Consider the following 13,784-nt stretch of genomic DNA (forward strand, 5'->3'; position numbering starts at 1 on the left):
AAAAGTGATAAAAAACTTCGGATGCTTTTCTTTGCCATAAAAATAAAAATGCCGTATTCCCAACGTTCTGAGAATACGGCAAGGTCATATTTTTATTTATCCGATATGGCCAAAAGTATATTGTGCAGCTTGTGTCATCCAGTCAAAGGCCTGTGGGCATATTCCTATGAGGCAGATTGCTGCAAGGCAGATTGCCAGAGCCGCTCTTACCGCACCGGAGCTGGTGAACTTCGGCAAGGGATTGGTTTCTGCCGGAGTGATGAAGATTGCCTTGACAACCAGAAGATAATAATAAAGTGAGATCACGGTATTTACCAGTGCGAGGAAAACGATCATCCAATGACCGGCATGGAAAGCGGCTGCAAAGACCATGAACTTGGAGAAGAATCCGGCGAACGGGGGAATTCCGGCCAGTGAGAACAGTCCGGCTGTCATGACCAGACTCAGCCGTGGATTGGTCTGATAGAATCTGTTGTAAGCTTCGCGGTCGGTTCTTCCTCCGCAATTCTGTTCTACTGTACTGATCACACCGAAGACGGCCAGGTTGGCTACCACGTAGACAGCTACATAATATGCCATGGCTCCTGCGCCCTGAGAGGGAGTCCCAAGTACGGCCAGTATCAGGTAGCCGGCTTGTGAGATACTACTGTATGCCATGAATCGTTTCATGTCGTGTTGCAGGAGGGCAAGTACGTTGGCCAGTGTGATGGACAGAATGATCACGACGGCTGCCAGATCTTCCCACTGGCTTGCCATGGGACCGAAGGCTTTTACCAGCGCATTCAACAGCGTAAATGCAGCTGCTCCTTTTGAGATGACGGACAGGTAAGCACTGACACAGGTCGGAGCACCTTCGTAGGTATCGGGAGTCCACATATGGAATGGAACCAGACTTAACTTGAATCCCATTCCGGCGAAGAACAGAACGATTGCCAGAATCTGAAGGGGAGTACCTGTCATGTGCTGGCTCAGGTCGGCAAAATACATGGTTCCGCAAGTTCCGTATACCAGAGACAGTCCGTAAAGCATCAGGGCAGAAGAGAACATGGCAGAGAGGATGAATTTGGCTCCGGCCTCTGCACTGTGATGGCGGAACTTGTCGAATGCTACGAGACAAGCCATCGGGATGCTGGCCAGTTCAAGTCCGACATAAAGCAGCAGGAAGTTACCTGCGCTGATCATATAGAACATTCCCAATAGAGTGGAGAGAGTCAGAAGATAGAACTCTCCGGCCTTGTGGCGTGTATCTTCACGTTCCAGCCAGGGATTGGCCTGCAGGAAAACGAGCAGAGTACCTGCCGTGAGCAGGGTCTTGGCAACGGAAGTCATTGCAGTGTTCTGATACATGCCGCCGAATGCTTCGACTTCATACGGACTGGTAAGGGTGACAGGAAGCAGCAAGACGAGCAATACACACGAAAGCCGTTGCATGACTTTCGGGGAAGGAGTCTTGAGGAACAGGTCAGTAAGCAATACAACGATCAGAATGACCGCCAGAGCTATTTCTGCCTGCATAGTGTGTAAGGTTGTCAGTATATCCATAATGCATTACAATTGACAAAGTTGTGAAATAATAGGTTCTACACTTCCACTGATCAGATGGCTTACCCAGTAAGGAGCCAGACCTAATCCGGCAACGGCCACAATCAGGCAGATCACGGCGAAACGTTCATCCCATGTCGCATCGGTCAGTTTCAGGTGTTCCGGGTTTGTACAGGTTCCATACAGGATCTTTCCGACAACACGCAGGATATAGACTGCCGTGATAACGATACTCATGGTGGCGATCACCGTACAGATACGGTGGAAGGCATCTGCATGCTGGAATGAACCGACAAAGACTGTCATCTCAGCAATGAATCCGCTTAATCCCGGAAGACCGAGGTTGGCAAGTCCGGCAATGACATAACCGACAGAAAGGAACGGCATGATTTTCATCAGTCCGCTCAACTGACGGATGTCGCGGGTGTGTGTACGTCCGTAGATCATACCGATCAGGGCAAAGAACAGAGCTGTCATCAGTCCGTGACTCAGCATTTGGAGAATAGCACCTGTTGCACTCACTTTGGTCATCATCAGCAAGGCAAAAAGTACGAGTCCGCAGTGGCTTACGGAAGAATAGGCATTGATGTATTTCAGGTCGGTCTGTACCACAGCGCTGAAAGCACCGTATACAACGGAGATGGTGGTCAGTACCAGGAAGAAGTCTCCCCAGATTGCAGCTCCGGTAGGCATCAGGAACATGGCGATGCGGAAACATCCGTAACCGCCCAGTTTCATCAGTACGCCTGCATGAAGCATGGATACAGCTGTCGGTGCTGAAGCATGACCGTCAGGGCTCCATGTATGGAAGGGAAACAAGGCACCTAATACGCCGAAACCGACAAAGGTCATCGGGAAGAAGATGCGCTGCATTTCGGTCGGGATTTTCAGTTGGGCGATCTCCAGAATGTTCATGGTTTCACCGCCTGCTCCATAGAAGATTCCAAGAATACCGATCAGCAGGAAGGCAGATCCGCCCATCAGCATCAGGGTAAGTTTCATCGCTGCATATTCTTTTTTGCCGCTTCCCCAGACTCCGATCAGCAGATACATCGGGATCAGTGCCACTTCATAGAACATGAACATGGTGAACAGGTCGGTAGATATGAAGAAGCCGAATACTCCTGTACTCAACAGGGTGAACCACAGAAAATATTCTTTTGTCAGGGGCTTGAGTTTCCAGGATGCGAAAGTACCTGTGAACACAATAATGGAACTTAGCAGCAGCATGACTACGGAGATACCGTCCACTCCTACGGAATAGCAGATGTGAAGCGGTGCATACCAGACTACGCTGTCCGTAAACAACATCTCGGCAGTGGCTCCTTCATTGCGCAGTCCGATATAGGATACGGCCAGATAGGCTGCAAGAATCAGCAGCAGGGAAGAGCCGGTTACCATGACACCCCTTATTTGATTCACGTTACGGGCAATCCAGAGACCCAGTAACATGAGCAGGGGAATTATAACAAATAGACTTAATATATTCATAATACTAATAACATGACAGTTAATACTATAATTCCACCCAGGAACCACATGGTGTAGCTCTGGATCTTTCCGCTTTGCATGGGCTGTACGCTTTCTCCTGTTGCGTTGGCACCCCAGGCCATGAAGTTCATGAACTGATCTACCACGTGGCGGTCAAACCAGGCAAGCGGAGTGGAAACACAGCGGAAGATGATTCGCTTGGTAATGAACAACCAGATTTCATCCATATAGAAGCGCTTGTATGCAGCACGGTGCAATGTGCTGAATCGGGTTGCCAGCATGTCTGCTACCGGCTGTCTGTCGCGGGCATACATCCAGGTTGCAATGGCGATGGCAATGATTGCAACGATGATGCTTGTTGCGGCCACCTGTGTGTCAAGGTGAATGTCGTATGCTTCACCGTTTGCTGAAACAAAATGTCCGAAAGGCAGTAACCATCCGCAAACGATTGTGATGGCTGCTAGGCACATCAGCGGGAAAGTCATGGCCAGCGGACTTTCGTGCGGAACGTGTTCGGCATGAAATTCCTTGTTCTCTGTTCCCCAGAAAATACCGTAATAAAGGCGGAACATATAGAAGGCTGTCATACCGGCGATGATGGTCATTATCCATCCCATGACCGGACTGAACTGGAAGCAGGCTGTCAGGATCTCATCTTTTGAGAAGAAACCTGAGAACGGAGGAATACCGGCAATGGCCAGACAGGCAATGAGGAAGGTAATGTGTGTGATGGGCATATACTTGCGAAGTCCTCCCATGGTAGACATTTCGTTGCTGTGGACGGCATGGATAATACATCCGGCACCCAGGAACAGCAGGGCCTTGAACATGGCGTGGGTGAACAGGTGGAACATTCCTGCCATGTATCCCAGTCCTCCTTCATGCGGATTTGCCGAGGTGCAGACACCGAGGGCGACCATCATAAAACCAATCTGGGAAATGGTAGAGAAAGCCAGCACACGCTTGATGTCGCTTTGGGCACAGGCTACGGATGCTGCATAGAAGGCTGTGAATGCTCCTACATAAGCAACCAGATGCAGGGTGTGAGGAGCAAAACCGATGAACAGCGGGAACATGCGTGCTACCAGGTAAACACCGGCTACCACCATTGTGGCAGCGTGGATCAGGGCGCTGACCGGAGTCGGACCTTCCATAGCGTCAGGCAACCAGATGTGCAGCGGGAACATGGCGCTCTTTCCGGCACCGCCCACGAACATCAGTCCCAAAGCCAGCGGAAGTACCATTCCCAGCTGCATCAGGCGCTCTTCACTCGGAGTGAAGGTAAAGGTCTGCATGTAATAACCGTAGATCAGAATACCGATCAGGAATCCGAGGTCGGCAAAACGGGTTACGATGAATGCTTTCTTGCTGGCGGCAATGGCTTCCGGTTTTGTATAATAGAATCCGATGAGCAGGTAGGATGAAACACCCACAAGCTCCCAGAATACATACATCTGGAAGATGTTTGTTGCAACCACCAGGCCAAGCATGGAGAAGGTAAAGAGGGACAGAAAAGCATAATAGCGCTGGAATCCCTTTTCTCCTTTCATGTAACCAAACGAATAGATATGTACCATTAAAGATACGGTGGAGATAACCACCAGCATCATGACTGAAATAGGATCAAGCAGGATCCCCATATCAATATGAAGCAATTCGGTAAACGGAAGCCACTGGAAGTTCCACGGAGTCAGGGTAGGGAATATTCCTTCAGCCGTACGTGGCGTCGTAAAATATTTGAAGGCGGTGAGATAACTCAGTACGGTTACCCCTGCCAGGGAAAGCGTACCGATCCATCCCGCTGTACGATGTTTCATGTACATGCCTGTCAGTCCCAGAATGAGGAAGCTCAGTACAGGCAGTGCAAGTATCAGAATTGTATATTCCATAATCAATAGCTGTTTTTAGTTATCCTTTCAGATCGGTAATGTCATCAGTCAGTATCTGTTTGACATTCCGGTATACATTGATAATGATGGCGATGGCTACAGCGGTTTCTGCTGCTGCTATGGCGATACCGAACAAACTGAAAAAATGACCTTCTAAGTGATCTGGAAACAAGTAACGGTTGAATACTGCAAAGTTGATGTTCGTGGCATTTAACATAAGCTCTACCGAGATGAGCAGGGCCAGCAGATTCTTGCGGGTGAAGAATCCGTAGATTCCGCAGAACATCATGATGGTACTGATGACCAGATAGTGTATTACGTGTATTTCTAATTCCATATTCGTAGCTTTTTATTTATCTTTTCTTGCTATCAGGATACCGCCGATCATGCAGGCAAGCAGTAAGACACTGACAACTTCGAACGGCAGTATGAACTGGTATTTTCCCGTACCGGTCAGGGAGAGACCTATTTCTCGTACCGGCAGTTCCACGCCCTGTGGAATCATGTTGAGGGCAAATCCGTTGGTAAGTACCAGGAAAAGAACCAGAGCGGCTCCGACAAGAGTCGTGAGCAGTACGCTGATCAGTTTGGCGCGGTTCATACGATATTTCATATCTTTATCTGACTGTGTCAGCAAAATAGAGAATACATACAGGACCACGATACCTCCGGCATAGACCATCAACTGTACAGCTCCCAGGAAAGTATATCCCAGTATGCCGTAAATGGCTCCTGTGCCGAACAGTACGAACAGCAGGTAGGTGGCTGCGCGCAGGATTTTTCCGGTTGTGACGGCTAATACGGAACAGACCGCAATGGCTGCCGCTACAACGTAGAATACGATTTCTTGAAGTGTAATTTCCATGTTCTCTCTTTTTTATTTAGCAAGTGTTGAACCTTCATGGTTTAGTGTAAGCAGGAGTTTTTCCTTTTCAAAGACTGCATTCTCGAAGTCATTGGTGAACTGGATTGCTCCGTGGGGACAGGCATTTACGCACAGCTGGCAGAACATGCAGGATCCCAGATTATATTCATACTTCACTAAAAACTTTTTCTTTTTTCCGTCTTCATCCTCGCGGGTTTCCGAGGTGACTTTGATGGTTCCGTTCGGACAGGCCATCTGGCACAGACCGCAGGCTACGCAGTGATGATGGTTTTCACTGTCGTGCGGCATGACGAGCATGGCACGATGGCGTTCCGGAATATGAAGCGTTGTGTGGCGGTTTTCCGGGTATTGTTCTGTGACCTTAGGCTGCCAGAATACTTTCATGGAGGTGCGCATGCCGATCAGCAGACTTTTTACTCCCGAACCGAATCCTTTGATATATTCGTTAAAACTTTCCATAATGTTTGATTACAAATCCTTTCTTATCGGTGGTTAAAATGTTAATCCGGTGACTTTACACAAAGTCATTACCAGCAGAACCAGCAGTGAGAGCGGCATCAGGTATTTCCATTCCAGAGTCAGTACCTGGTCAATGCGCAGGCGGGGGAAAGTCCAGCGGATCCACATGAGCAGGAATACGATGAAGAAGGTTTTTCCGACGAACCAGATCACTCCGGGAATGTAGTCCATGACTGCATTGAATGCGTCAAGTCCGGCAATGTGCAACGGCATCCATCCGCCCAGAAAGAGGGTAGTGGCGATTCCGGCGGTGATGAACAGGTTCAGATATTCTGCCAGATAGAAAAATCCGAAGTGCATACCGGAATATTCGGTGTGGTAACCGGCAGTCAGCTCCTGTTCGGCTTCGGCCAGGTCAAACGGTCCTCGGTTGGCTTCGGCATTACCGGCGATCAGGTAGATGATGAAAGCTGCAAGGGCAGGAATATGTCCTTTGAAAATGTTCCATCCGTCGGCCTGTCCGCTGACGATTTGCTGGATATCCATGGTTCCGCTGAGCATAACCATTGTCAGGACGGTCAGTCCGATGGAAAGTTCGTAGCTGATGATCATGGCTCCGCTTCGTACGGCTCCGATGATGGTATACTTGCTGTTACTGCTCCATCCGGCCAGAAGGATTCCCAGTACGCCGATGGATGAGGCTGCAAGAACGAAAAAGATACCGATATCCATGTGAAGGATTTCTCCACCTTTATTCCAGGGCAGGCAGGAGAAAGTAAGGATAGAGGCCAGAATGACCAGGAACGGTGCCAGATTATAAAGGAAATGATCTGAGTTTTTCAACTCGATGATTTCCTTGGTCAGAATCTTGATCACGTCGGCCGGTACCTGAAGCAGACCTCCTTTTCCACCGACACGGTTCGGACCGATACGGCACTGGAAGGCTGCACAGACCTTTCGTTCCATATAAATAAGGATGATGGCCAGGACGGCATAAAGCACCAGAATCATGACGCCTACCACGAGTCCTTCCAGAAAAATAGCTAACCCTTCGGGCATGATACTGCATAAGGCAGCATGGATGGCCATGAAGAGAGGCTGTAGATTATAATAGTCTAGAAACATATTTCTTCTCTAATTTAGGGTGATACATAACAGTGTTTACCGGTCAATGTCAGGAATAACGTAGTCCATTGTTCCGCCGATAGCAATCAGGTCGGCAATCTTGTTATCTTTGCAGACCGTATCAAGTACGTGTACCAGCGGCAGTCCGGTAGACCGGTAGTGCAGGCGGTAAGGTGTCTTGTCTCCGTGACTTTCAAGCATGACACCAAATTCTCCACGGCTGCTTTCTACGGCTGCTGAGTAATTTCCTTCGGGGATCTTGATGATGGGCTTGGTCTTGACACGGAATTCTCCGGCAGGAATGTTGTCAATCAGCTGTTCGATGATGTGGCATGATTCCATGATCTCGTCCATACGCACCATATAACGTGCAAACGAATCTCCTTCTGTATAGAGGATTTCCTTGAAATCGACCTTGTCATATACGGCGTAGGGATGATGCTTGCGCACATCGTTAGCCCAGCCTGAAGCACGTCCTGAACCTCCGGTTACTCCCAGTGAGATTGCGTCTTCGCGGCTTAACAGACCGACGCCCTTCAGACGGGTGGTTGCGATGACGTTTCCGGTGAAGATATCGTGATAGTCCTTGATGACGCTGCGCAGGTGCTTGATGAACTCTTTCACCTTGCGCTGGAAATCGGGATGCAGGTCAGCCTGAACACCTCCGATCATGTTGTAGTTCTGGATCAGTCGTCCGCCTGTCGTTTCTTCAAAGATATCCAGAATCATTTCGCGTTCGCGGAAACCGTAGAAGAACGGTGTCAGTCCTCCCATATCCATGACCAGACAAGAATAGAACAACAGGTGAGAATCGATACGCTGAAGTTCGTCCATGATGGTACGGATGTATTGAGCACGTTCCGAGATTTCAATGCCTGCCGCCTTTTCAATGCACATGCAGAGGGCGTGACGGTTTTGATGAGCGCTCAGGTAATCCAGACGGTCTGTCAGGGCGAGCGTCTGCGGATAGGTGAGACTTTCGTTAAGCTTTTCGATACCCCGGTGAATATATCCGCAGATGGGATCTACCTTGCTGATGGTTTCACCTTTAAGAGAGGTGCGCAGACGAAGTACTCCGTGAGTTGAAGGGTGCTGGGGACCGATGTTAACCACAAAGTCCTGCTGTCCGAAAACAATGTTTTTCTTGTCAGCGATTGTTCCGTCCGGGTTCAGATAATATTCTTCGGTGATATCGGCATTCTCCTCGTTCTCCATGTTTAGCGGATTGGAGTTCATGTCATAATCCTTGCGCAGCGGATAACCGATCCAGTCTTCGCGCAGGAAGAGACGCCGCATGTCAGGATTGTTCAGAAAACGGATACCAAAGAAGTCGAACACTTCGCGTTCTTTGATTTCTGCAGTTTTCCAGAGATCACATACTGAGGGGAGAAACGGGTTCTCACGGTCAGTCGTAGAGGTCTTGAGAACGATACGGTTGTAAGTCTTGCTTGATTCCAGATAATAAAGTGCTCCCAGGCCTCCTTCCTGCCAGTCCATTCCCACGATGTCGCGCAGGAAGTCCATCGGTTCGTCCTTGTCATTTCTCAAGGCTTCGGCCACCTGACGGAATGATTCGACCGGAACGGTTACCACCTGATCGCCTGTTTCAGCGACTGTGATGCCGGGCACTAGTCGGGATATTTTTTCTGTTATATTCATAAATCGCTATTTTCCTGTCGTTAGTTATTCTTTATGATCCTCTTTTGAGTCGGGATTCTTTTCCTGGCGGTTCACTCCTCCGAGGAACTTTTCAACTTTTATTTTACGCTGAAGCTGCATCATGCCGTAGTAGAAAGCTTCCGGACGCGGAGGACATCCCGGTATGTAGACATCCACCGGAATAATCTTGTCGATTCCGTTGACTACGTGGTAGGACTTGATGAACGGGCCTCCGGAGATGGTACATCCGCCGACAGCAATGACATATTTAGGCTCTGCCATCTGATCATACAGACGTTTCAGCACCGGTGCCATTTTATAGGTGATGGTTCCCAATACCATGATCATGTCTGCCTGTCGGGGGGAGTTACGGGTTACCTCGAATCCGAAACGGGCCATATCGTAGCGTGCGGCTCCGAGTGCCATGAATTCAATGGCACAACAGCTTGTTCCGAAAGTAAGTGACCAGAGAGAATTGCTTCTTCCCCATTCAATGAGTTCGTCGATGGTTCCAATGATAATTCCCGCTCCGTCGCGGTTCAGCTCGTCTACCATGCGCTGCAGGTAGTCATTGTTCTTGAACTCTTCGTATTTCATCGAGCGTATGGCGGGTTTCTTTATTTCCATTCCAACGCTCCTTTCCGCCAGGCATAAGCCAGGCCAATAATAAGAATGACCAGAAACAGAATTCCGCATACCAGGGCGCTGCTGCCGAGCTCTCCGGCTGTCACTGCCCAGGGGAACAGAAATACGGTCTCGATGTCAAACATCAGAAAAAGAATGGCATACAGGTAATATCCTACTTTAAACTGGACCCATGACTGTCCTCTTGTCGGTATACCACATTCGTATGGCTCTCCTTTCTGCGGATTGAACGACCGCGGTGCGATAAGTTTTGCAATAGTCATAGCTGCTGCGACGAGGGCTATGGCTGTCAAAACTACGACAACTAAAAATGTAAAAAACATATCTGTAAATTTAGTATTGATTGTTTGTATAAAATAAGATGGCTGTAAGAAGAATCGCTTTTCTTCCTACAACGAAAAAACAAGGAATTTCTGTATTTCCCTGTCAGCCTGAAGGTGGCTAAATCTGGATTCTTTCCAGCGTATAGATGTAATATTCAATTCGTTTCGGCAGGGGAGGACGTCCTGTCTGAATTGTGATTTCAAGATCTGTAAATCCGTTTTGCGAATTTCGGACAGGAACTGTTCCGGCATAAAGAGCGGATTTGGTATCCTGTTTTTTCTCCACGTGAGTCAGAACGGCTGCCGCCGGCAGATCCGTTTGGGAGTGGTCCGAAAGATGTCGCAAGGCTTTTTCTGCCATAGGCAACGGAGCCTGTAGCTGGCAGTCAGAAGTATGTTCTGAATGTATGAAGAAGGATTCGGATAAATTCGACGACGTATAAAGAGTATTCCCTATAACTGAAATTATAAGGAGGATGAAGAATAATATGGTTGTCTTAATCCGCTTACTCATTGTCGATAATTATCTGAAAACGGCCGCAAAGATAGCGATTTATTTTTAGTATGAAGTCTGAGTTAGTATAAAAAATATTATCGTACGGTTCCGGGTATTAAAAAAACGTTTCGGCCTTTTGATTAAAAGACCGAAACGTTTTTACTGAAAGCCCGAAACATTTTAAAAAAAGCTGCCCGGCTTTTTTTAGAGTAAATCGGGGATGATGCAGAGGGTTTCTTCTTGAACTTGTCGTTCGGTAAGTGCTTCTTTGTCAGTCTGGAAGAGGTTGACAAACTTCTCGTGAGTTTCACACATGCTCTCTGCCTGCCGATAATGTTCCAGCGCCTTGGGTATATTTTTCTGTGCCAGATAGACGTGTCCGGCATTGAGCCAGTCGCTGGCCTGTGCATCGTCAGTCTGCAGCAGTTTCTGGTAGAAACGGAGAGCTTCTTCGTATTTTCCGGTCATAAAGTAGCACCATCCGATGGCTCTGCGGGCATTAACCGGTGTCTTGTCGAGATATTCCACCTTGAAGAAGTAGGTGAGTGCCTGGTCATACATTCGCTGGGTGGCGAGACACTGGCCTATCTGGAGCAACAGGTTGAGATTGTCCGGCTGGATTTCCTTGACTTTTTCAAAATATTCCAGTGCTTTCGGATAGTCGTGCATATGCTTGTAGCATTGGGCCAGATGTCTCAGCGTCCATACATGGTCGGGCTTGAGCAGATCGGCCTGTTGGAAGGCCTGAGCTGCTCGCGGGTACTTCTTCAGCTTCAGCAGGGAGAATCCCAGTTTCTGCATGACTTCCGGATTGTCGGGAGTTTTCTCTCCCAGATCCCGGAACAGGTCGGCAGCTTCCTGCCAGTAGCCTTTTGAGAAAAGCTGGTTGGCTGTATCGCTGAGGTTCTCCGTCGTATGGTTGAGCGGAGCCAGTGGCTTGCATTTCCAAAGGGCCAGGTCGTCGGTAAAGATATCATGCTGTTCTTTCCGGAACGGCCATAGCTTGAAGAACCGGTAAAGATCCTGCAGGTAGAGCTTGGCCGTGATGTCGGTCTTTTCTCCTTTCCGGTTTTCGTTTACGAGCTGTTCGATACTTTCATTCAGATGGAGATCCTGTTCAGCAAGCTGTGAGGTTACGATGTTCTGCTGTACCTGTGGAATTGTCATAAAGGTGAAGCAGAAAGAATATCTGTCGGAGTTGCAGAACATAGGCAGTTCCAGCAGGTGTCTGATAAGGTTGTTTCCCTTATCATTGCCGGAGGGCAGTATGCTGGCCACTTCGGAGATCTGGGTGCTGAACGGATAGAACCAGTGGGCAGCCTGCTGGAAGAACGGGAATGTCTTGAGTTGTGCAAAGGTTCCCATATAAGTGTCTGCTCCTTCCATTTGCAGTTCTCCCAGTTCGCGTATCTTTTCATTGGCCATATCCAGACTCTTTTTCCATTCCGGATTGAACTCTTCCAGATCTTCGATATCTTCGATCTTCATGTCGGGATTAATCAGATGCTGGGTCTTGAGCATTTGAGGAATGATTTCTTCCCGCATCTTCTTTTCTATTTTTTCCGTCTCGCGTGACAGCAACAGTAGGGTCTGAAGTTTATTTACCTGTTCAATGGCCTGGGGGAGTTCGCTGAGCATTGACAGGGCTGCAGTCAGTTCGGGATACATGCTCAGACGTTCTTCGTGGTAGTAGGCTGCCAGCAGAATACCGGTCAGCGCTCTTTGGGTGATCAGACTTTCAGTCCGCTGGCGGTACACGGTGAGGAGAAACTGGAGTTTGGCCGGATCAAACAGTTGGAGCAGGTTAAGGGTGACGGCACTGACGACGACTGCCAGGTCGTTGGTTTCCACTAAAAGAGATTCACTGATCTGTCGTACTCCGGATATTTCTTCTTCACTCCAGAAAGTGGAAGTCCAGATGCGGTCAAACAGTTCATCCAGATTCTTTTCATGCTTCTTTCTGATTTCCTGTTGTTTTTCGAACAGTTGCTTGTCATCCTTCGTTGCGAGCTGGCTCAGACGGATATCTTCACTGAAATCTTCCAGACATTGGCAGAGTTCCTGATAGGAGCGGTGCTGCCCGGGCTGGTGCATCTGGCGCATCTTGTCTGCAAATTGTCCGTAGACCTTGCGGTATTTGCCGAGAAATTCCAGCTGATCGGTCAGTTCGTATGCTTTCCGTACAATTTGTCTGTATAGTTTTCCCTGTTCAGGGTCTTCCATTCCCTGCGCTGCATATTGCAGCATATAATTATAGGTAGTCTGCAGGTTCTCTGCTTCCGATTTGAGCTTCCAGTAGTCTGTTTCGGCGATCAGTGCATTGAGTTGTGTCAGTGCTTCTTTCACTCGTCTTTGGTCAAGTAGTTGAATGATATCTTTATGCATAAAAGTTTTTTGTCTGATTTGGCAAATGCAAATGTAGCAATTATTTTGTAAATTTGCGGGCATCTAGAAAAAGCAAAATGAATATAGCTGAACTTCAACAGATTTATGGCAAGCATCCGAATGCGGAGGGGCTGGCTTCTTTGATGAACAATCCGGAGATCCGTACCATTTTTCTTGAAGGCGTACATGCTTCGTGCACTTCGCTGTTTGCTTCCGGTGTCGTAAAATCGGCAGACCGGGTACACCTATTTATATTAAATGATCTGGAAGAGGCGGGATATTTCTATCACGACCTGGTACAGGTGGACGGTGACGAGCATATCCTGTTTTTCCCTTCGTCCTATCGTCGGGCCATCAAGTATGGTCAGAAAGATGCGGCGAATGAAATTCTGCGTACGGAGGTGTTGAGCCGTCTGGAAAAAGACGAGCCGCTGGTGGTGGTGACTTATCCGGAGGCATTGGCTGAAAAGGTCGTGTCACGCAATGAACTGACCGACCGGACAATGAAACTGCAGGTAGGTCAGCACGTGGAGACGGAAGAAATTCTTTCCACTCTGACGGAATATGGTTTTGAGCATGTGGATTACGTGTACGAACCGGGGCAGTTTGCCATGCGTGGAAGTATTCTTGATGTTTATTCGTTTGCTTCGGAATATCCTTATCGTATCGATTTCTTCGGAGATGAGATTGACAGTATCCGAACCTTTGAGGTAGAGACTCAGCTTTCGAAGGAAAAGAAAGATTCGGTGAGTATAGTTCCGGAACTGGCTGCGTCCGACAAAAGTGAAATCTGTTTTCTGGATTTCCTGCCGTCTGCCTCTGTGCTTTGGGTAAAAGACTTGCTCTGGGTGCGCGAACGCATTCAGACTGTTCGTGAGGAAGCG

Annotated in this window: 11 protein-coding genes and 1 pseudogene; 1 reads left to right on the top strand and 11 read right to left on the bottom strand. The window is 48.4% G+C overall.

The annotated features are described in order from the left end of the window. Positions 1 to 96: 96 nt before the first annotated feature. From BACCOPRO_RS12250 to BACCOPRO_RS12305, 11 genes are all read right to left on the bottom strand, one after another. Positions 97 to 1,542 carry an NADH-quinone oxidoreductase subunit N gene (locus BACCOPRO_RS12250; protein WP_008144110.1) on the bottom strand — a complete coding sequence of 482 codons (1,446 nt, stop codon included), beginning with the start codon at positions 1,540 to 1,542 and terminating at the stop codon, positions 97 to 99. A 6-nt stretch (positions 1,543 to 1,548) separates the two neighbouring features. Continuing rightward, the gene (locus tag BACCOPRO_RS12255; protein WP_008144111.1) at positions 1,549 to 3,033 is read right to left on the bottom strand and encodes a complex I subunit 4 family protein; all 1,485 of its coding nucleotides are present in this window, start codon (positions 3,031 to 3,033) and stop codon (positions 1,549 to 1,551) included. Continuing rightward, complete coding sequence (nuoL, locus tag BACCOPRO_RS12260) at positions 3,030 to 4,922, bottom strand: NADH-quinone oxidoreductase subunit L (protein ID WP_008144112.1); 1,893 nt, start codon at positions 4,920 to 4,922, stop codon at positions 3,030 to 3,032. Before nuoL ends, BACCOPRO_RS12255 begins: the two co-directional genes overlap by 4 nt. 19 nt (positions 4,923 to 4,941) lie before the next feature. After that, on the bottom strand, positions 4,942 to 5,259 hold the full coding sequence (gene nuoK / locus BACCOPRO_RS12265) for an NADH-quinone oxidoreductase subunit NuoK (protein WP_008144113.1): 318 nt from the start codon (positions 5,257 to 5,259) through the stop codon (positions 4,942 to 4,944). 12 nt (positions 5,260 to 5,271) lie between these two features. Next, the gene (locus BACCOPRO_RS12270; protein WP_008144114.1) at positions 5,272 to 5,787 is read right to left on the bottom strand and encodes an NADH-quinone oxidoreductase subunit J family protein; all 516 of its coding nucleotides are present in this window, start codon (positions 5,785 to 5,787) and stop codon (positions 5,272 to 5,274) included. A 12-nt stretch (positions 5,788 to 5,799) separates the two neighbouring features. Next, on the bottom strand, positions 5,800 to 6,267 hold the full coding sequence (locus tag BACCOPRO_RS12275; protein WP_008144115.1) for a NuoI/complex I 23 kDa subunit family protein: 468 nt from the start codon (positions 6,265 to 6,267) through the stop codon (positions 5,800 to 5,802). 33 nt (positions 6,268 to 6,300) lie between these two features. Continuing rightward, positions 6,301 to 7,392 (bottom strand): NADH-quinone oxidoreductase subunit NuoH, encoded by a 1,092-nt coding sequence (gene nuoH, locus BACCOPRO_RS12280; protein WP_008144116.1) that lies wholly within the window; start codon positions 7,390 to 7,392, stop codon positions 6,301 to 6,303. A gap of 36 nt (positions 7,393 to 7,428) precedes the next feature. Further along, entirely contained in the window at positions 7,429 to 9,051 is a 1,623-nt protein-coding gene (locus BACCOPRO_RS12285) for an NADH-quinone oxidoreductase subunit D-related protein (protein WP_008144119.1), read from the bottom strand. A 24-nt stretch (positions 9,052 to 9,075) separates the two neighbouring features. Beyond that, positions 9,076 to 9,678 (bottom strand): NADH-quinone oxidoreductase subunit B, encoded by a 603-nt coding sequence (locus tag BACCOPRO_RS12290; protein ID WP_008144121.1) that lies wholly within the window; start codon positions 9,676 to 9,678, stop codon positions 9,076 to 9,078. Then, a complete protein-coding gene (locus BACCOPRO_RS12295) occupies positions 9,669 to 10,019 on the bottom strand; it encodes an NADH-quinone oxidoreductase subunit A (protein ID WP_008144123.1) in 351 nt (116 codons plus the stop codon). Before BACCOPRO_RS12295 ends, BACCOPRO_RS12290 begins: the two co-directional genes overlap by 10 nt. 700 nt (positions 10,020 to 10,719) lie before the next feature. Continuing rightward, positions 10,720 to 12,900, bottom strand: coding sequence for a tetratricopeptide repeat protein (locus BACCOPRO_RS12305; RefSeq protein WP_008144126.1), 2,181 nt, complete (start codon positions 12,898 to 12,900; stop codon positions 10,720 to 10,722). A 77-nt stretch (positions 12,901 to 12,977) separates the two neighbouring features. On the opposite strand from BACCOPRO_RS12305, the pseudogene BACCOPRO_RS18090 reads away from it, so the two are divergent. Then, a pseudogene (locus BACCOPRO_RS18090) lies at positions 12,978 to 13,784 on the top strand (transcription-repair coupling factor); the annotation flags it as partial.

The organism is Phocaeicola coprophilus DSM 18228 = JCM 13818 (assembly GCF_000157915.1).
Taxonomy (GTDB): Bacteria; Bacteroidota; Bacteroidia; order Bacteroidales; family Bacteroidaceae; genus Phocaeicola; species Phocaeicola coprophilus.

Coding starts and splice junctions, on each gene's coding strand:
- BACCOPRO_RS12250 (WP_008144110.1), bottom strand. CDS start 1,542: ATGGATATACTGACAACCTTACACACTATGCAGGCAGAAATAGCTCTG.
- BACCOPRO_RS12255 (WP_008144111.1), bottom strand. CDS start 3,033: ATGAATATATTAAGTCTATTTGTTATAATTCCCCTGCTCATGTTACTG.
- nuoL (WP_008144112.1), bottom strand. CDS start 4,922: ATGGAATATACAATTCTGATACTTGCACTGCCTGTACTGAGCTTCCTC.
- nuoK (WP_008144113.1), bottom strand. CDS start 5,259: ATGGAATTAGAAATACACGTAATACACTATCTGGTCATCAGTACCATC.
- BACCOPRO_RS12270 (WP_008144114.1), bottom strand. CDS start 5,787: ATGGAAATTACACTTCAAGAAATCGTATTCTACGTTGTAGCGGCAGCC.
- BACCOPRO_RS12275 (WP_008144115.1), bottom strand. CDS start 6,267: ATGGAAAGTTTTAACGAATATATCAAAGGATTCGGTTCGGGAGTAAAA.
- nuoH (WP_008144116.1), bottom strand. CDS start 7,392: ATGTTTCTAGACTATTATAATCTACAGCCTCTCTTCATGGCCATCCAT.
- BACCOPRO_RS12285 (WP_008144119.1), bottom strand. CDS start 9,051: ATGAATATAACAGAAAAAATATCCCGACTAGTGCCCGGCATCACAGTC.
- BACCOPRO_RS12290 (WP_008144121.1), bottom strand. CDS start 9,678: ATGGAAATAAAGAAACCCGCCATACGCTCGATGAAATACGAAGAGTTC.
- BACCOPRO_RS12295 (WP_008144123.1), bottom strand. CDS start 10,019: ATGTTTTTTACATTTTTAGTTGTCGTAGTTTTGACAGCCATAGCCCTC.
- BACCOPRO_RS12305 (WP_008144126.1), bottom strand. CDS start 12,900: ATGCATAAAGATATCATTCAACTACTTGACCAAAGACGAGTGAAAGAA.